Annotated in this window: 16 protein-coding genes, 2 tRNA genes and 1 other RNA gene; 4 read left to right on the forward strand and 15 right to left on the reverse strand. The window is 72.7% G+C overall.

The features are described from left to right. Positions 1 to 44 precede the first annotated feature (44 nt). The 3 genes from recR to dnaX all read right to left on the reverse strand — a co-directional run bounded on the left by recR (position 45) and on the right by dnaX (position 2,789). On the reverse strand, positions 45 to 638 hold the full coding sequence (gene recR, locus FQY79_RS05915) for a recombination mediator RecR (RefSeq protein WP_146311656.1): 594 nt from the start codon (positions 636 to 638) through the stop codon (positions 45 to 47). A 79-nt stretch (positions 639 to 717) separates the two neighbouring features. Further along, positions 718 to 1,038 carry a YbaB/EbfC family nucleoid-associated protein gene (locus tag FQY79_RS05920; RefSeq protein WP_146311917.1) on the reverse strand — a complete coding sequence of 107 codons (321 nt, stop codon included), beginning with the start codon at positions 1,036 to 1,038 and terminating at the stop codon, positions 718 to 720. A gap of 2 nt (positions 1,039 to 1,040) precedes the next feature. Next, entirely contained in the window at positions 1,041 to 2,789 is a 1,749-nt protein-coding gene (gene dnaX, locus FQY79_RS05925; RefSeq protein WP_146311658.1) for a DNA polymerase III subunit gamma/tau, read from the reverse strand. Between the two features lie 153 nt (positions 2,790 to 2,942). On the opposite strand from dnaX, the gene FQY79_RS05930 reads away from it, so the two are divergent. Beyond that, positions 2,943 to 3,035: transfer RNA gene (locus tag FQY79_RS05930), tRNA-Ser, on the forward strand. Positions 3,036 to 3,252: 217 nt separating this feature from the next. On the opposite strand, the gene ffs is transcribed toward FQY79_RS05930, so the two are convergent. The 9 genes from ffs to FQY79_RS05975 form a co-directional block, all read right to left on the reverse strand. Continuing rightward, positions 3,253 to 3,349, reverse strand: an RNA gene (gene ffs, locus FQY79_RS05935) — signal recognition particle sRNA small type. Positions 3,350 to 3,461: 112 nt separating this feature from the next. After that, positions 3,462 to 4,043: a hypothetical protein gene (locus tag FQY79_RS05940; protein WP_146311660.1), complete on the reverse strand. Its 582-nt coding sequence runs from the start codon at positions 4,041 to 4,043 to the stop codon at positions 3,462 to 3,464. Then, entirely contained in the window at positions 4,040 to 5,056 is a 1,017-nt protein-coding gene (locus FQY79_RS05945; protein ID WP_146311662.1) for a Vgb family protein, read from the reverse strand. Before FQY79_RS05945 ends, FQY79_RS05940 begins: the two co-directional genes overlap by 4 nt. Before the next feature lie 185 nt (positions 5,057 to 5,241). Continuing rightward, positions 5,242 to 5,685 carry a molybdenum cofactor biosynthesis protein MoaE gene (locus FQY79_RS05950; protein WP_146311664.1) on the reverse strand — a complete coding sequence of 148 codons (444 nt, stop codon included), beginning with the start codon at positions 5,683 to 5,685 and terminating at the stop codon, positions 5,242 to 5,244. Between the two features lie 15 nt (positions 5,686 to 5,700). After that, the gene (locus FQY79_RS05955; RefSeq protein ID WP_027072527.1) at positions 5,701 to 5,946 is read right to left on the reverse strand and encodes a MoaD/ThiS family protein; all 246 of its coding nucleotides are present in this window, start codon (positions 5,944 to 5,946) and stop codon (positions 5,701 to 5,703) included. Beyond that, positions 5,943 to 6,437, reverse strand: a complete 495-nt coding sequence (gene moaC, locus FQY79_RS05960; protein WP_027072526.1) for a cyclic pyranopterin monophosphate synthase MoaC — start codon at positions 6,435 to 6,437, stop codon at positions 5,943 to 5,945. The genes FQY79_RS05955 and moaC overlap by 4 nt, the downstream gene beginning before the upstream one ends. 61 nt (positions 6,438 to 6,498) lie before the next feature. Then, entirely contained in the window at positions 6,499 to 7,515 is a 1,017-nt protein-coding gene (gene moaA / locus FQY79_RS05965) for a GTP 3',8-cyclase MoaA (protein ID WP_425463186.1), read from the reverse strand. A gap of 2 nt (positions 7,516 to 7,517) precedes the next feature. Beyond that, positions 7,518 to 8,291, reverse strand: a complete 774-nt coding sequence (locus FQY79_RS05970) for an MBL fold metallo-hydrolase (RefSeq protein ID WP_146311668.1) — start codon at positions 8,289 to 8,291, stop codon at positions 7,518 to 7,520. 2 nt (positions 8,292 to 8,293) lie between these two features. Beyond that, positions 8,294 to 9,052, reverse strand: coding sequence for a 3-deoxy-D-manno-octulosonic acid kinase (locus FQY79_RS05975; RefSeq protein ID WP_146311919.1), 759 nt, complete (start codon positions 9,050 to 9,052; stop codon positions 8,294 to 8,296). Between the two features lie 25 nt (positions 9,053 to 9,077). On the opposite strand from FQY79_RS05975, the gene FQY79_RS05980 reads away from it, so the two are divergent. Next, on the forward strand, positions 9,078 to 10,130 hold the full coding sequence (locus tag FQY79_RS05980; protein ID WP_186759810.1) for a glycosyltransferase family 9 protein: 1,053 nt from the start codon (positions 9,078 to 9,080) through the stop codon (positions 10,128 to 10,130). Between the two features lie 96 nt (positions 10,131 to 10,226). Further along, entirely contained in the window at positions 10,227 to 11,144 is a 918-nt protein-coding gene (locus FQY79_RS05985; RefSeq protein WP_222434248.1) for a sterol desaturase family protein, read from the forward strand. 13 nt (positions 11,145 to 11,157) lie between these two features. Here the strand turns inward: FQY79_RS05985 and FQY79_RS05990 are convergent, their stop codons facing one another. Then, on the reverse strand, positions 11,158 to 11,565 hold the full coding sequence (locus tag FQY79_RS05990; protein ID WP_146311672.1) for a DUF6165 family protein: 408 nt from the start codon (positions 11,563 to 11,565) through the stop codon (positions 11,158 to 11,160). A 123-nt stretch (positions 11,566 to 11,688) separates the two neighbouring features. Here FQY79_RS05990 and FQY79_RS05995 point away from each other — a divergent pair. Beyond that, positions 11,689 to 11,779: transfer RNA gene (locus tag FQY79_RS05995), tRNA-Ser, on the forward strand. Between the two features lie 424 nt (positions 11,780 to 12,203). Here the strand turns inward: FQY79_RS05995 and FQY79_RS06000 are convergent. Together FQY79_RS06000 and xerD are read right to left on the reverse strand one after the other, a co-directional pair. After that, positions 12,204 to 14,684, reverse strand: coding sequence for a glycoside hydrolase family 9 protein (locus FQY79_RS06000; protein WP_146311674.1), 2,481 nt, complete (start codon positions 14,682 to 14,684; stop codon positions 12,204 to 12,206). A gap of 83 nt (positions 14,685 to 14,767) precedes the next feature. Further along, complete coding sequence (xerD, locus tag FQY79_RS06005; protein WP_146311676.1) at positions 14,768 to 15,721, reverse strand: site-specific tyrosine recombinase XerD; 954 nt, start codon at positions 15,719 to 15,721, stop codon at positions 14,768 to 14,770. Positions 15,722 to 15,737: the final 16 nt, after the last annotated feature.

Here is a 15,737-nt window from a genome sequence, read left to right on the forward strand (position 1 = left end):
TCTGCCGTTTCGCGCCGGCGACCACCAACCGCGCCGGCGTTCGCTCACTCCATCTCGCTGCGCGAACCGAACGCGTGCGACAAGGTGCCGCGATCGACGTATTCCAGCTCTCCGCCCAGCGGCACGCCGTGCGCCAGGCGGCTGGGCCGGACCGAATGCTGGCGTGCGATCTGCGCCAGGTAGTGGGCCGTGGCCTCGCCCTCGACCGTGGGGTTGGTGGCGACGATGAGTTCGTGTACTTCACCCTCGGCCAGGCGCTGCGCCAGGCGGTCGAGGCCGATCTCGCGCGGGCCGATGCCGTCGAGCGGGCTCAGGCGGCCCTGCAGCACGAAGTACAGGCCGCGATAGCCGGTGGCCTGCTCGATCGCGAGCCGGTCAGCCGGCGACTCGACCACGCACAGCTGGTGGCGGTCGCGCGCCTGGCTGGCGCAGGTGGCGCAGACCGGGGCCTCGCTGAAGTCCCGGCAGCGCTCGCAATGGCCGACGCGCTCGACCGCGTCGGCCAGCACCGCAGCCAGGCGGCGCCCGCCCTCGCGTTCGCGCTCGAGCACGTGGTAGGCCATGCGCTGGGCGGTTTTCTGGCCGACGCCGGGCAGGATCCGGAAGGCCTCGATCAGCTGTTCAAGGAGCGAAGACATCGGCGTGGCGGGCGGGTGCGGACGGGCGCCGAGTCGCGGCGCGCCGGCATGGCGGCATCGACCCGGCCGGCGGCGGCGGTCAGAATGGCAGCTTCATCCCGGGCGGGATCGGCAGCCCCGCGGTGGCGGCGGCCATCTTCTCGCGCGAGGCGGCGTCGATGCGGTTGGAGGCGTCGTTGAACGCGGCGGCGACCAGGTCCTCGGCCATCTCAGGGTCCGACAGCACGCTTGGATCGATCCGCACCTTGCGGCACTCCTTGGCGCCGGACAGGGTCACGGTGACCATGCCGCCACCGGCGCTGCCGGTGACCTCGAGCGCAGCGATCTCCTGCTGCACCTTCTGCATGTTCTCCTGCATCTTCTGCGCCTGCTGCATCAGCTGGGCGATGTTTCCACGCATGTTCACTGGCCTTCTTCGTAGGGTCGGATGGAGTCGGGCACCAGGCGGGCGCCCCGCTCCTGCATCAGCCGCTGCACCTGGGGGTCGGACAGGAACGCCTGCTCGGCCGCGGCCTGGCGCGCGTCGCGCTGGCGTTCGGTGCGCGCGTGCAGGGTTTCGGCCTCGGGCGGGACGGCTTCCTCGAAGCGCAGCTGCGGGGCCACGCCCAGGGCGGGCGCCAGCGCCTTCGCCAGCTGGTCCACCAGGAACGGGGTCTTGAGATGGTCGTCGGCGGGACTCAGGCCCAACCGCAACACGCCATTGTTCCAGTCGATGAACGCCGCGTGCGCGGCCAGCTCGCGCACCGGGCCGCGCAGGCCCAGGCCCGCGACCAGGTCCAGCCAGCCGGCCGCGTCCAGGTGGGCGGGGCCCGGCGGCGGCGCAATCGCGATCCCGCGATCCCCGGACACAGCCGCCGGCGGCGCCGGGGACCGGGATGGGGGCGGCGGGATCCGCGGTGCCGGCGCTGCAGGCGCGGCGCCATTGCGCCGGCCCGGGCCGGACCGTGCCGACGGCGGCTCGTCGGCCAGCGCCGCGCGCGCGGCCGCGGCAGCGTCGCGCGCGGCCCCACGGCTGGCGGCACCGCCGCCGGCCGTCGCGGTCCCCTGTCCCGCGCCGCCCGCCGGCCGGAACGCAAGCATCCGCAGCAGGCTCATCTCGAAGCCCGCGCGCGGCCCCGGCGCAAGCGGCAGGTCGCGGCGTCCGGTCAGCGCCATCTGGTACCACAGCTGCACCACCTCCGGCCGCAGCGCTGCGGCCAGCGCGTCCAGGTCCAGCCCGTCCGGGTCGACCGCGGCTTCGGGCACCAGCTGGCGCACCTGGATCCGGTGCAGCGCCGCGGCCAGCGCGTCGAGCACCCCGGCCCAGTCCGGCGACATGTCCGCCAGCCCCGAGATCCCGGCCATCAGGGCTGCACCGTCGCCGTCGGCCAGCGCTTGGAGCAGCGCGCCGATGCGGCTGCGGTCGACCGTGCCCAGCATCCCGGCCACCGCCTCTTCCGACAGCACCGCCCCGCCGGCGCCGGCGCCGCTGTAGGCGATCGCCTGGTCGAGCAGCGACAGGCCGTCGCGCAGGCTGCCGTCGGCCGCGCGCGCGAGCTGGCGCACCGCGCCGGGCTCGGCGGCGATGCCCTCGGCCTCCAGGATCTTCGCGAGCTGCCCGCCGATCTGCTCCTCGTCCAGGCGCTTGAGGTTGAACTGCAGGCAGCGCGACAGCACCGTGACCAGGAGCTTCTCCGGATCGGTGGTCGCGAACAGGAACTTCACGTGCTCCGGCGGCTCCTCCAGCGTCTTGAGCAGCGCGTTGAACGCCGGCTTGGAGAGCATGTGCACCTCGTCGATGAGGTACACCTTGTAGCGGCCGCGCGAGGGCATGTACTGCGCGTTGTCGATCAGGTCGCGCACGTTGTCCACGCCGGTGTTGGAGGCGGCGTCGATCTCGAGCAGGTCGATGTAGCGCCCGGCATCGATGGCCAGGCAGGTCTCGCACTCGCCGCAGGGGTCGGCGCCGGTGCCCTTCTCGCAGTTCAGGCTCTTGGCGAAGATGCGGGCGATCGTGGTCTTGCCCACGCCGCGGGTGCCGGTGAACAGGTAGGCGTGGTGGACGCGGCCCGACTCGAGCGCATTGCTCAGGGCCCGGACCACGTGTTCCTGGCCCACCAGTTCGGCGAACCGCCGGGGGCGCCACTTGCGGGCGAGGACGAGGTAGGACATGCGTCCATTGTGCCGTGCCGCGGCTCCGATTGCCCGGGTCCGATGCACGCCCCACCCTTCCCGGCCCGCGCCGTTCGGTTGTGGTAAAGGGTGGCGGCGGCTAGAATTTCCGCCCCCCTGCGCGCGGCAGGAACGCCGCCCGCCGGGCCTCCCGGAGAGGTGTCCGAGTGGTTGAAGGAGCACGCCTGGAAAGTGTGTAAGCGCCTAAACAGCGCTTCGGGGGTTCGAATCCCCCTCTCTCCGCCAGATATGCGAAGCGCCCCGCAAGGGGCGTTTTGCGTATCTGGCGGAGGGAGGTTGCGGTGAGAACCCCGAGCGGGGGTTCGACCACCCGCGCAGCGGGTGGCACCGTGGCGCAGCCGCGCCCCGGCCCACCAGAGCGCCGCGACCTGCCACCGTCGCCATGGGCGAGCACCTGTCCGCCCATGCGCACTAGCAACAACCAAGGCCACACATGGCGATGGCCCCGCCAGCTTGCCTCGGCACCCGCGTCGATCGATACCGTTGCTGCCTTCCGGCCCTGGCGGGGTTTTCGACCTAGCGTCGCGAGGGGCCGACGGGGCCACCATTGAAGACGCCGGCCACGCGATGCGTGGCCGGGATGCGGATTCTAGCAGGGTTCGCGACCATGCCCGGCGCCGGCGCGCTAGCGCGCCGGACCGTAGCCGCGCGCTAGCGCCCCTCCGCAGCGCCCTGGCGGCCGCCGCGCAGTTCGACGACGGGTTCGCCGTCGCGCTGGCTGAATCCGAACACGTACGACAGGCGCAGGGCCACCGGCGTCTCGACCACGTCCGGCTCCGCGCAGGCGTCCTCGGACGGGCGACCGTCGGGCGTGCCGCAGACCAGCGCCGGCTCGAATGTCCACTGGCCAACCGCGTCCTCGAGCAGTTGCGCGAAGCGCGCCTCGTGCGGCCCGGCCTCGCCCGGGCAGGCCTCGTCCACGCGCCGCCGCACCTGGCGGACCACGCCGTCCTCGCCGATCACCACCTCCACGCACAGCTCCAGCGGCGCGAGCCGCAGCGGCAGCAGTTCGGGCGGATAGACCGGCATCGCCACCGGTTCCTCGAGGTTCGGGTAGACGAAGCGCTGGCTCGCAGCGAGTTCCATGCGCGTGGCGCCGGGCGGCGGCGTCACCAGGCCCACCTCGACGCTGCCGGTGGGCGGCGGCGGCTCCACCGGCACGCTGCGGCAGGCCACCAGCAGGACCGGGACGACGGCGCACGCGGCGATCGCCCGGCCCCGCCGCGTCGTCATCGCGCGCCTCCGCGGACGATGCCCAGCGCGTCGGGCTCGTTGCCGGTCTCCCAGGCATCGACGACCTTCCATTCCGCCGTGTCGACGACGGCGATGCGGTTGGCGCCGCTGATCGCCACGTACGCGCGCGGCGCGGCGGGATCGACCGCGATCCCGATCGGCAACGCGTCGCGACCGAGCATCGTGTCGCGGAAGGCCTCGCCCTGCGGCTTGAGCGCGACCGTCGCCACCGGCGCGCGGGTGGCGACGTCGAACACCGACAGCGTCGCGGCGGTGGCGTTGCTGACCAGCGCGTGGCGGCCGTCGGGGGTGAAGACGACGCGGATCGGGAAACCTTCGCTGGCGAGCGTGGCCAGCACCTCGAGCGTGTCCGGATCGTGCACGGTGACGGTGTCCTCGCCGCGGTTCGTCACCCATACCGTGCCGTCGGGCGCGACCTCGATGCCTTCGGCGCCCTTGCCGGCGGGGCGCTCGTGGGTGACGCGGCCTTCGGCCAGGTCCACGCGCACCACGGCGCCGACGACGATCTTGCTCACGAAGGCGATCGCCCCGTCGCGCGAGAGCGCGACCATGTGGCCGAGCCCGTCGCCGACGTCGATCGCCTGCACCACCTCGCCCGCGTCGAGGTCCACCTTCAGCAGCGCATGGCTGCGCTCGGTGGTGACGAGCACGTCGCCATCGGGCAGGAAGCGGACGCCGTGCGGACGGCGGTGCCCGCCGAGATCGATGGACCGCAGCACCGTGCCGGTGGCGACGTCGACCAGTGTCAGCGAGCGACCGGGCTCCTCCTGGCCGTAATCGGTGACCACGGCGACACGGCCGTCAGGAGACACCGCGATCTCATGCGGGCCGGCGCCGCTGGCCAGTTCGTGGACGCGCCTGCCATCCTCGAGCGAGAGCTGCCAGACGGTGTCGTCGGTCTTGTTGCCGACGAGGAGGAGGTCTTGCGCGGTGGAGTTCGTGGTCGCGAAGGCGAGCAGGAGAAGGGCGAGGCGGGCGGTCGGGTGGCGCATGGCAGTGGTTTCGGAATCCTGGACTTGTGTGCGTGGTCGCGGAGGCGGTTCTGGCGGCAGGTTGGGGCCGGCTGTCGGCTTGTGTTGCCCGTGGCGACGGTGTCAGTGCGATTCGGCGGAGCGATCAGATTGGCGCGGCGCGGTTGTTCACTCTCCTTCGCCCGTACCGGGGGGGGGTGCAGGACCTATGGCTCGGATGGATCCGTCTGGCAGGGATGCAGCCAGTCCGCTTCGCCGTCGGCGTAGCGCTCGTGCTTCCAGATCGGGACGCGCGCCTTGACCTCGTCGATGATCCAGCGGCAGGCCTCGAAGGCGGCGTCGCGATGGGCGGCGCTGGCGCCGACCCAGACCGCGAGCTCACCGATCGCCAGCTCGCCGGTGCGGTGCACGGCGCAGGCCTCGAGGATGTCGAACCTGGCCAGCGCTTCGTCCAGGATGCGTGCGCCCTCGGCCTCGGCCAGTTCGACATAGGCCTCGTAGCGCAGGCCGCGCACGGGGCGGCCATCGTTGTGGTCGCGCACCCGGCCCTCGAAACTGGCGCACGCGCCGGCGCGCTCATGCTGCAGGCGCGCGTGCAGCGGCGCGATGTCGAACGGTGCATCGGCGATCCGGAAACGCGGCGACGGCATGCGCGCGGCTCCCGCTCAGCCGCCGGACACCGGCGGGATGAAGGCGACCTCGCTGCCGTCGCGCACCGCGTCGCGCCAGTCGGCGAAGGCGCCGTCCACCGCCACGCGCAGGCGTTCGACGGGAAGCGCGAAGCCGTGCCGCGCCTGCGCCTCGGCATACAGCGCGACCAGGTCCGGCGCCGCGGTTTCCAGCGGTTCCGACGCCGCGCCGGCGGCATCGCGCAGGCTGGCGAAGTACAGCAGCGTCACCCTGGCCATCAGCCCACGCTCCCGAAGTCGCGCTTGCCGCCGCGCTTGCCCAGCAGCTTCGCCGGGCCGAGTACGATCGCATGCGAGAGCGCCTTGCACATGTCGTACACGGTGAGCGCGGCGACGGTGGCGCCGGTCAGGGCCTCCATCTCGACGCCCGTGCGGTGGGTGGTCTTCACCGCGCACTCGATCCGAAGCTCGCGCTCGCCGTGCCAGTCGATGGCGATGCGCACGCCGTCGATCGGCAGCGGATGGCAGAACGGGATCAGTTCGTGGGTGCGCTTGACCGCCATCGTCCCGGCGATTACCGCGGTGTCGACGATGCCGCCCTTGGCGCTGCGCAACCCGGACCCGCGCAGTGCGGCGGCGACCGGGGCCGGAAAGCGCACCCGGCATTCGGCCCGCGCCTCGCGCGTGGTGGCCGCCTTGGCGGAGACGTCGACCATGGCCGGACGGCCCTCGTCGTCGAGGTGGGTCAGCTTCGGCTTCGCGGCGCGACTCATGCGGGCATGATAGCCGCGCTGGCGCAGGCCCTGCCCGCGGACCCGCCACGGGCGGCAGGCCTCAGCCACCGACCAGGAACATTTCCACCCGGCGCCGGGGCGTGCGGCCGCTGCCGCGGATCTCGCTGTAGCGGTCGGCGCGCGCGCGCCACAGCTCCGCAAGGCGGGCGGCCACGGCTGCCTCCCCGGCTTCGATCGCGGCCCGCAGGTCGGTGCCCGCGTCCGCGAACAGGCAGGTGTAGAGGCGCCCGTCCGCCGACACCCGCGCCCGGTGGCAGTCGCCGCAGAACGGCGCTGTCACCGAGCTGACGAACCCGATCTCGCCCCCGCCGTCGAGGAAGCCATGGCGCTCGGCCACCTCGCCGCGGTATTGGGCGTCCAGCGGCCGCAGCGGCCAGCGCGCGTGGATGCGCGCGCGCAGCTCGGACGAGGGCACGACGCCGTCGCGGCGCCAGCCGTTGCACGTGCCCACGTCCATGTACTCGATGAAGCGCAGCACGTGGCCGGTGCCGCGGAACCGCGCCACCAGCGGCAGCACCTGGTCCTCGTTGACGCCGCGCTGGACCACGCAGTTGATCTTCAGCGGGCCGAAGCCCGCGGCCTCGGCCGCGGCGATCCCCGCCAGCACGTCCTCCACCCGGCCGCGGTGCCCGGACAGCGCGCGGAACACGTCCGGATCCAGCGCGTCCAGGCTCACCGTCAGCCGGCGCAGCCCCGCCGCCCGCAGGGCCGCGGCGTGCGGCGCCAGCAGCGCGCCGTTGGTGGTCATGGCCAGGTCTTCGATGCCCTCGACGCGGGCCAGCCGCGCCACCAGCGCCGCCAGCCCCTTGCGCAGCAGCGGCTCGCCGCCGGTCAGGCGCAGCTTGGTCACGCCCAGGCGCGCCGCGGCGCGCACCAGGGTCTCGATCTGGCCGAACGACAGGCGGCTGGCGGCATCCAGGCCGTAGTCGTCGGGCACCCGGTCGGCGGGCATGCAGTAGCCGCAGCGAAAGTTGCAGGCCTCGATCACCGACAGCCGCAGGTCGCGCAGCGGCCGGCCGAGGCGGTCGCGCGGCGCCGCGGGCGGCTGCGGCGCCATGCTCATCCGCCGGCGTCCGGCGCCACCGGCGCGTCCAGGGTGAACGCCTCGCCCGGACGCGCCACCCGGAAGCCGCGCGCGGCCAGCGCCTCGCCGTCGGCCCGGGACCCGTAGTGGTAGAGCACGCAGCGCGACAGCAGTTCGGGCGGGTATTCGCGCTCGAGATCGTCGATTCCGGTGTGGGACGGATTGCCGTGCAGGCCGCAGTCGTGCGCCACCAGCTCCCCGGCATCGGCGTGGCGCCGCAGTTGCTCCGGGATCGGCCGGGTGTCGCCGGTGTAGGCCAGGCTGCCGCGCAGGCGCAGGCCGAAGGCGGTGTCGGGCCAGTGGTGGCGCGCCGGGAACACCTCCAGGCGCTGGCCGTCGTGCCAGAACGCCTCGCCCACCGGCACCAGCCGGAACGCGTCCCAGAAGTTCGCCCCGCCCTCGGCCAGTACATTGGGGTAGTCGGCCACGCGCCGGTGCAGCAGCGGCACGACCGGCGCCGGCACGTACAGCGGCATCCGCCCCCGCCTGGCCGGGTCGAAGTATTCGGACACGAACAGGCGCTCGAACCCGCCCACGTGGTCCAGATGCACGTGGGTGACGAAGATCGCGCGCGGCGGCTCTCCGTAGTGGTCCAGGTAGGCGCTCAGGCCCTCGCTGCCGCAGTCGATGGTCAGCCAGGGCGCGCCGGCGCGCTCGATCGTGGCCATGGGCGTGCCGAGCTCCGTGGCCGAGGCATTGCCCACGCCCTGGAAGCGCAGGGCCCATGCCGGCGCGGCGACCGCGGCCATCGTCAGATCCCCCGGGCCCAGCGCGCGTCGTAGGCCTGGCGCAGGCGCGCGAAGCCGGCATCGACCGCCTCGCGGCCCTCCGGCCCCGCCAGCTTGCGCAGCGATCGCTGCAGCCGCGCCAGGTTGCGCTCGCGCCAGGCGGTGGCCGGGATGTGCATGCGGCAGCGGTCGAAGTCGATCATCCAGCCCTTTCCGGCGGAGTCGAACAGGATGTTGTGGGCATTGAGGTCGACGTGGTCGAGCCCTTCGCGGTGGACGCGCGCCACCAGCCGCCCCGTGGCCTCCCACGGCGCGCCCTCGGGGTCGGCCAGCGCCAGCGCCCCGAGCGACTGCACGTCGGTCAGGCGCTCGATGATGATCCAGGCCCGGTAGGTGGCGCGCCCGCGCAGGTAGCACGCGGCCACCGGCACCGGCACCGGGCACTTGCGCCGCAGCAGTTCGCGCAGCAGGCGGAACTCGGCGAAGCCGCGGGTGCGGTGCGCGCCGCGCCACAGGTAGCGGTCGCGGCTGAAGCGGGCGGCCATGCCGCCGCGCAGGTACTGGCGCAGCACCAGCGGGCCATGGCTGGCCTCGATGAACCAGGCCCCGCCGCGGCCGCTGCCGCCCACTTCCTGTGCACGCGATCCCCACTCCAGCGGGTCGAACCAGCGCGGGTCGACTTGCCGCAACTGCGTGGAGTCGAACAGAATCGCGCCATATTCCCCGCTGCCACGCTCGTCGTGGAAGGGCGTCAGGCTCTCATTGGCGTCGAACGCGGCCATGACCATCCATCGAGTCTAGCAAGCCGTGGCGCATGTTCCCGAAGCCCCCCGTTCGATCTGCCTGCTGCGGCTGTCGGCCCTGGGCGACGTGACCCACGTGCTGCCGCTGGTGCACACCCTGCGCTCGGCCTGGCCGGAGGTGGCGCTGACCTGGGTGATCGGCACCGGCGAGCACCGGCTGCTGCAGGGCCTGCCGGGGGTCGAGTTCCTGGTCTACGACAAGAAGAGCGGCCTGGCCGGCATGCGTGCCCTGCGCCGCGAGCTGCACGGCCGCCGCTTCGACGCGCTGCTGCAGATGCAGGTGGCGGCCCGCGCCAACCTGCTCTCGGCCTTCCTGCCGGCGCGGCGCCGGATCGGCTACGACCGTTCGCGCTCGAAAGACCTGCACGGCCTGTTCGTGCGCGAGCGCATCCCCGACCGTCCCGGCATCCACGTGCTCGACGCCATCGGCAGCTTCTGCGAGCCGCTGGGCCTGCGCCAGCGGACCGTGCGCTGGGACCTGCCGGTGCCCGGCGAGGCGCACGACTGGGCCCGCGCGCAGTGGCCCGAGGACGGCACGCCCGCCCTGGTGATCTCGCCCTGCTCCAGCCACGTGCGCCGCAACTGGTACCCCGACCGCTACGCCGCGGTCGCCGACCACGCCGCGTCCCGCGGCTGGCGGGTGGTGCTGTGCGGCGGGCGCAGCCGGCTCGAGCGCGAGACCGCCGACGCCATCCTCGCCGCGATGCGGGCCCCGGCGCTGGACCTGGTGGGCAAGGACACCCTCAAGCAGCTGCCCGCCCTGCTCGCCCGCGCCGACCTGGTGATGACGCCCGACTCGGGCCCGATGCACATCGCCAATGCGATGGGCACGAAGGTGCTGGGCCTGCACGCGGCCAGCAATCCTGCCCGCAGCGGCCCCTATTCCGACCGCCGCTACTGCGTGGACCGCTACGACGACGCGGCCCGCAAGTACCTGGGCAAGCCCGCGGCCGAGCTGAAGTGGGGCACCAAGATCGAGTTCGACGGGGTGATGGAGCTGGTGACCGTCGACGACGCCATCGCCGCGTTCGAGCGCTACGTCGCCGACCGCGGCTGACCCGCCGGGAGGCCGCGCCGGGGCATGGCCTCCGGCACATGCCTCCCCCGGCCTGTGGCGCTAGCGTTGCCGCGACGACCCCGCACTGGAACGATGATGCGCGCGAACCAGCCCCCGTCGCCCAGGCCCCGGCTGCGCCGGGCCGTCCGCACCACCGCCCAGCCGCTGCTGCTGGCGGGCGCGCTGGCGCTGTGGATCGCCCTCGACCTCGACGAGGGCACGGCCGCGATCCTTTCGCTGGCCGGCGCCCACCTGGTGCTCGCCGTGCTGGAGCGGCTGGTGCCGGCGGTGCCGCGCTGGCGCCAGCGTCCCGCCGAAAAGGCCACGCTCGTCGGCCTCTACCTGCTCACCCTGGTGATGCTGCAGCTGGTGCTGACCTGGTACGGCCACACGCTGCTGCCCGCCCTGGCCAGGACCCGCGAGGCGCTCGGCCTCGGCTGGCCGACGGACTGGCCACTGCTGGCCCAGGTGCTGCTGCTGTTCCTGGCCTCGGACTTCATCTACTACTGGATCCACCGCGCGGTGCACCGCTGGGGCTGGCTGTGGCGGGCCAGCGGGCACGGCTTCCACCATGCCTTCCACAACCTGCACGCGCTCAACACCGGTGCCAACCACCCGTTCGAGGTCCTGCTGCTCGCGCTGCCGACCGTGCTGCTGGCCGGCCTGTTCGGGGCGGGCGCCAATGCCCTCGCCGGGGCGACCGTGCTGGCGGTGGTGAACACCTCGATCGCCCACGCCAACCTCGACATCGACACGCCGCTGCTGCGCTGGGTGTTCACCAACGCCAACCAGCACCGCAGGCACCACTCGCTGGTGTTCGAGCAGAGCAACACCAACTACGCCTGCAACGCGATCCTGTGGGACCGCCTGTTCGGCACGTATTCGGAAGGGCCGGTGGAACAGACCGGGATCGGGCCGCGCGAGCCGGGCCTGCTCGAAAAGCTGCTGCTGCCATTCCGCGAACCCGACTACGCCGACACCGCGGCGTCGCGCCGCGGTCCGGGGCAGGGATGACCGGCCCGGACGCTCAGGCGCCCGAGCCGCTGCCGTAGTCCTGGTAGGACTTCTCTTCCACGTAGGCCGAGCCCAGGGCGAGGTTGATCTCCTTCTTCACCCGCGCCCGCACGTCGTTCTCGAAGTACACGCTGCGCGCCAGGCGGATGAATTCCTCGTCGAAGGCCTGGTCGCGCTCCTTGAGCCGGATCCGGTCCTCGATGTCCCACAGCCGCTCGTTCACGGCCTTGAGTTCGGCGCGCAGGCGGGCGATGTCCTTGCCGGCCGCCGGATGCGCCATCCAGGTGTTCTCCAGCGCGGCCAGTTCCTTGCGCACGTTGGCCAGCTTGCCGGGGTCGGTCATGCGCTCGGACTTGATCTGCAGGATCGAGATCTTGTCCAGCAGCTCGCCGAACGAAACGGGCACCGAAATCTCTGACATGGGGACGGTTTCCAGCGACGTTGGGGCCGGCCAGTCTAGCCTCGCGCCTTGTCCGGGGGCAGCCCGGCCCGTATCATTGCGCCCCCGGCATTCAGCGCCGGGACCGCGCGACACCCGCGTCCCGGGGAGGTGGCAGAGCGGTTGAATGTACCTGACTCGAAATCAGGCAGGCGTTTATAGCGCCTCGGGGGTTCGAATCCCCCCCTCCCCGCCAGATCCGGTCCGAGCCCCCGCCCAGGGGGCTTGTCCGTTTCAGCCACGACGCGCAGGCGCCGCCGCGCCAGTCCGCGGCAGTCGACCGGCGGGAACCGACGCAATGCGTCACTCAAGGCCCCGATTTCCGTGCTCCCGTTCGCGCTTCGGCCGGGCACGGATCCTGCTTGCTGCTGCGTACATGCCCGTGGGGAAGGCGGGCGAGGACGACGTCGATGCGCGTTCCGGACTTCAGGTTCCGCAGGCTGGGTGAGCAGGCCGGCATCCTGCTGCTGCGCGCCGCGCTGGTGCTGGCACTGGTGTTCGCACTGGCCAATTCGCTGCCCGGCTGAGCCCGGCCGCGGTGCGGCCGGGCCCTGCCGGCTGGCCGCGCCGCTGCATACGGCCGTCGCGGGGCCGCGCCGCGGCCCCGCCCCGCCACCCGGCTAGCGCCCCTCGAGCAGGGCCTGGGCCGCGTGCACCAGGTAGATGTAGCTGGCGCCCAGGTTGATCACGTACTCGTTCTGGCCCCAGAAGAACGGCCAGTCTTCCTTGTTCTCGGGGAAGTCGGGCTTGAGCACCAGCACCCCCGGCACGATCCCGCCGGCGATGAAGCTGAAGTCGGCCCGGTTCATGCCGTAGGCCACCTGCTTGGACTTCGCGCCCACCGCCGAGACGAACGAGATGTTCGAGTCGGGGTGGGTGCCGTAGAGGTAGTTGAGCCCCTGCAGGGTCGGCTCGATGTCGAACAGCTCGGGGAACGCCTTGTGCAGGCGGTAGTTGCCGTTGGCCATGCCGATCACCGCGCCGTTGCCGGCCCAGCCGCCGCGGGTGATCAGCACCCCGTACGGGTTCTCGGCCACCATCTGCGCGCGCTCGTCCCGGAACCTGGCGGCACGCTCGCGCATGCGCGCGCGGAACTCCGCGTCCATGTGGTCGAGCACCTGCACCACCAGCGGCCCGTTGAAGCCGAAGCGCTCGTCGATCGCCGGCCACAGCTCGACGATCCGGTCGGCGTACCTGGCCTCGCCGGTGGTGGCCAGCAGTTGCACCGCCGCGCGCAGCTCCTCGTCCTGGGGATCGCCGCCGGTGGTGTTGCCGACCCGGAACAGGTTGGGCTCGCGCGAATGCTCGAAATCCCACACCTTCACCGCGGTGGCCAGGCACTCCTCGGCCAGCGCGTCGTTGTAGCCGCGCAGGGCGCGGCTGGCGGCGGCCAGGGCCGCGGCCGAGCCGTAGTTGAGCGCCGTGGTGTTGGTGGTGAAAGCCAGGCGGTCGTCGTTGGGCGAGTGAGGATCGTCCGGATCGTCGACCTTGCCGTCGGTCTTGCTGGCCGCATCGCCCAGGTGGGTGTACTGGCCGAGGTCCGGCTCGACGATGCCGGGGATGGCGTGGCCGAACACGCGGTGCTGGGCGATCAGCGCCAGGGTGCCGTGCTCGATCTGCTGCAGCAGGTCGGGCACACCGTCGGGCACGTGGATCTCGACGTGCTGCTTCTCCTGGTCGATGCTGGTCTCGTCGCGCAGCGGCCGGAACTCCTCCCACACGTCCACCAGCGACATCACGGTGGCGTAGTGGGTCTGGGTGCGGATGTCGTAGTCGCCGGCGTCGAACCAGCCGCCGTAGTTCAGGCCCGGGATGTGCTCGCCCGGCTGGAACGGCGAGTCCAGGTCCGGCCCCTGCCCGTACAGGTCGAAGTGCTGCCGGCCCGGCTCCACCTGGCGGGCGTCGTCCATGTGCGGGCGGCCGTGCCAGACCCGGTAGGCCTCGTTGACGAACATATGGTCCATCTGCACCGGGAAGAACACGTCCAGCGTGGGCTGCCAGGCGTTGGCGTAGGCGTCTTCGGCGATGCGGAAGGCGTTGCTGCGCTGGCCCGCGCCCTCGATCACGTAGATGCCCGGCTCGCGCACGTGGGAGAAGTCGAAGGTGTGGTACTCGTAGCGCAGGTAGCGGCCCCAGTGCTCTGCGTCGGCGGCATGCACCTGGTGTTCGCTGCCGTCGGCGTCGATGCGCAGCAGGCGGATCCGGCCGAGGGCGTCCGCGTAGCGGTCGGCCTCGAGCACCGCGACCTTGCGCTGCGCCGGGTGGTAGCCCACCTGCGAATGGCCGATCACGGTCGGGCGCGTCCAGCCGGGCACGGTGGACGCTTCCAGGGTCCACTCCAGGACCACGCCGGTGCGCCCGGACGGCAGCAGGCCGCGGACCACGTACCAGCCGTTCTGGGCCTGGTTGCGGCCGTCGTAGATGCCGATCTCGCCGGTCGCCGCCCGGATCGTGACCCGGCGCTGCGGATCTTCCGGGGCCAGGGTGAGGCTGCGGCCGGTGGCCATCGGCAGCCGCACCGGCTTGCCGTCGTCGCCGCGCGCGGTCGGCCCGGCGGGGTACAGCGGCAGCTGGCCGCTGCCGGTGTCGGTGACCCAGCTCTTGCCCCAGTAGGCCGACGGCAGGAACTCGAGGTTGAAGCCCGCCTTGCCCTGCAGCGAGCGCGGCAGCGGCCGGTCCAGCACCACCTGGATGCGCACCCCCTCGCCCGCCGGTGCCACCCGGATGTCGTACTCGAACCCGTGGTCGGCATAGCCCAGGCGGGTGGTGACGGTGCCGGTCCGCCGGTCGACCTTGCGGTCGACCATCAGCGCCACCGGGTCCCACTGCTCGGGCGTCGGGCTCAGGCGCACGTCGCCATTGGTCGCGGTGCGCACGCCGTGGTGGATCAGCTCCACGCCGGCATGCTTGGCGTCGCTGAACAGGCCGTCGTAGTAGTTGTTGAAGGCCAGCACGTCCAGTCCGCGCTTGTGGAAGTACTCGAACTCGTTGAGCTCCAGCGGCACGGCCCCGGCGAGGCCGGGGACCAGCAGGGCGGCGGCGAGGACGCAGGACAGCAACCGGCGCCGCGGGCGCGGGACGGAATGGACGGGTCGACGCATGGCAAATCCCCTGGGACGAAAAATGTTAACGCTAACATCGGACGCGCCCGGAGCCTTGCGGCGGCGCAGCACAACCGGCGGAATCAGCCCCGGGGGTGGTGCCTGGCGTGGAGCTGGCGCAGCTTCTCGCGCGCCACCAGGGTATAGATCTGGGTGGTCGACAGCGAACTGTGGCCCAGCAGCATCTGCAGCGCGCGCAGGTCGGCGCCGTGGTTGAGCAGGTGGGTGGCGAAGCTGTGGCGCAACCCGTGCGGGCTGATCCGGGCCGGGTCGATCCCCGCCGCGGCCGCGGCCTGCTTCACCGTGGCCCAGAACCGCTGCCGGCTGGGCGGGTGGCCGTCCGGCCCGAGGAACAGCGCCGGCACGGTGCGCCCGCCGGCGAGCACGGGCCGCGCCTGCGACAGGTAGCGCTCCAGCCAGTGCTGGGCCTCCTCGCCCATGGGCACCAGCCGTTCGCGCCCGCCCTTGCCGGTGACCCGCAGCAGGCCCTGGCGCAGGTTGACCGCAGTGGCCGGCAGCTGCACCAGCTCGCCCACGCGCAGGCCGCAGGCATACATCAGTTCCAGCATCGCGCGGTCGCGCAGCCCCGTCGGGGTGCCCACGTCGGGGGCGTCCAGCAGCGCCGCCACCTGAGCTTCGCCCAATGCCTTGGGCAACGGCCGCGGCTGCCGGGGCGGCTCGACCAGCGCCACCGGGTCGTCGTCGCGCACCCCCCGGCGCCGCAGGTGGGCGAAGAACGCACGCAGCGCCGTCAACAGGCGCGCATTGCTGCGCGGCGAATAGCCTTCGCGGCTGCGCATGGCCAGGTAGTCGAACAGCGCCGCGCGGTCGAGCGCGGCCAGCCCCCCGCCGGCGCCGTCGCGCCAGCGGGCGATGCCTTCCAGGTCGCGGCGGTATGCGTCCAGGGTGTTGCGCGCCGCCCCGGTCTCGGCCCAGAGCGCGTCGAGGAAGCCGTTGATGGCGTCGGCGTCGGACTCGCGCAGCGGCGGCAGCGCGTTCATGCGCCGGCGCCGTTCGGCCGGTGTGGTGCTCGACATGGCGCCAGCTTAGCCG

Origin of the sequence: Luteimonas wenzhouensis, assembly GCF_007859305.1 — a bacterium.
Classification (GTDB): Bacteria; Pseudomonadota; Gammaproteobacteria; order Xanthomonadales; family Xanthomonadaceae; genus Luteimonas; species Luteimonas wenzhouensis.

What these genes read in the sequence shown, in the direction of transcription:
- recR (WP_146311656.1), bottom strand. Translation starts at nt 638, where the DNA reads ATGTCTTCGCTCCTTGAACAGCTGATCGAGGCCTTCCGGATCCTGCCC.
- FQY79_RS05920 (WP_146311917.1), bottom strand. Translation starts at nt 1,038, where the DNA reads ATGCGTGGAAACATCGCCCAGCTGATGCAGCAGGCGCAGAAGATGCAG.
- dnaX (WP_146311658.1), bottom strand. Translation starts at nt 2,789, where the DNA reads ATGTCCTACCTCGTCCTCGCCCGCAAGTGGCGCCCCCGGCGGTTCGCC.
- FQY79_RS05940 (WP_146311660.1), bottom strand. Translation starts at nt 4,043, where the DNA reads ATGACGACGCGGCGGGGCCGGGCGATCGCCGCGTGCGCCGTCGTCCCG.
- FQY79_RS05945 (WP_146311662.1), bottom strand. Translation starts at nt 5,056, where the DNA reads ATGCGCCACCCGACCGCCCGCCTCGCCCTTCTCCTGCTCGCCTTCGCG.
- FQY79_RS05950 (WP_146311664.1), bottom strand. Translation starts at nt 5,685, where the DNA reads ATGCCGTCGCCGCGTTTCCGGATCGCCGATGCACCGTTCGACATCGCG.
- moaC (WP_027072526.1), bottom strand. Translation starts at nt 6,437, where the DNA reads ATGAGTCGCGCCGCGAAGCCGAAGCTGACCCACCTCGACGACGAGGGC.
- moaA (WP_425463186.1), bottom strand. Translation starts at nt 7,515, where the DNA reads ATGGCGCCGCAGCCGCCCGCGGCGCCGCGCGACCGCCTCGGCCGGCCG.
- FQY79_RS05970 (WP_146311668.1), bottom strand. Translation starts at nt 8,291, where the DNA reads ATGGCCGCGGTCGCCGCGCCGGCATGGGCCCTGCGCTTCCAGGGCGTG.
- FQY79_RS05975 (WP_146311919.1), bottom strand. Translation starts at nt 9,052, where the DNA reads ATGGCCGCGTTCGACGCCAATGAGAGCCTGACGCCCTTCCACGACGAG.
- FQY79_RS05985 (WP_222434248.1), top strand. Translation starts at nt 10,227, where the DNA reads ATGCGCGCGAACCAGCCCCCGTCGCCCAGGCCCCGGCTGCGCCGGGCC.
- FQY79_RS05990 (WP_146311672.1), bottom strand. Translation starts at nt 11,565, where the DNA reads ATGTCAGAGATTTCGGTGCCCGTTTCGTTCGGCGAGCTGCTGGACAAG.
- FQY79_RS06000 (WP_146311674.1), bottom strand. Translation starts at nt 14,684, where the DNA reads ATGCGTCGACCCGTCCATTCCGTCCCGCGCCCGCGGCGCCGGTTGCTG.
- xerD (WP_146311676.1), bottom strand. Translation starts at nt 15,721, where the DNA reads ATGTCGAGCACCACACCGGCCGAACGGCGCCGGCGCATGAACGCGCTG.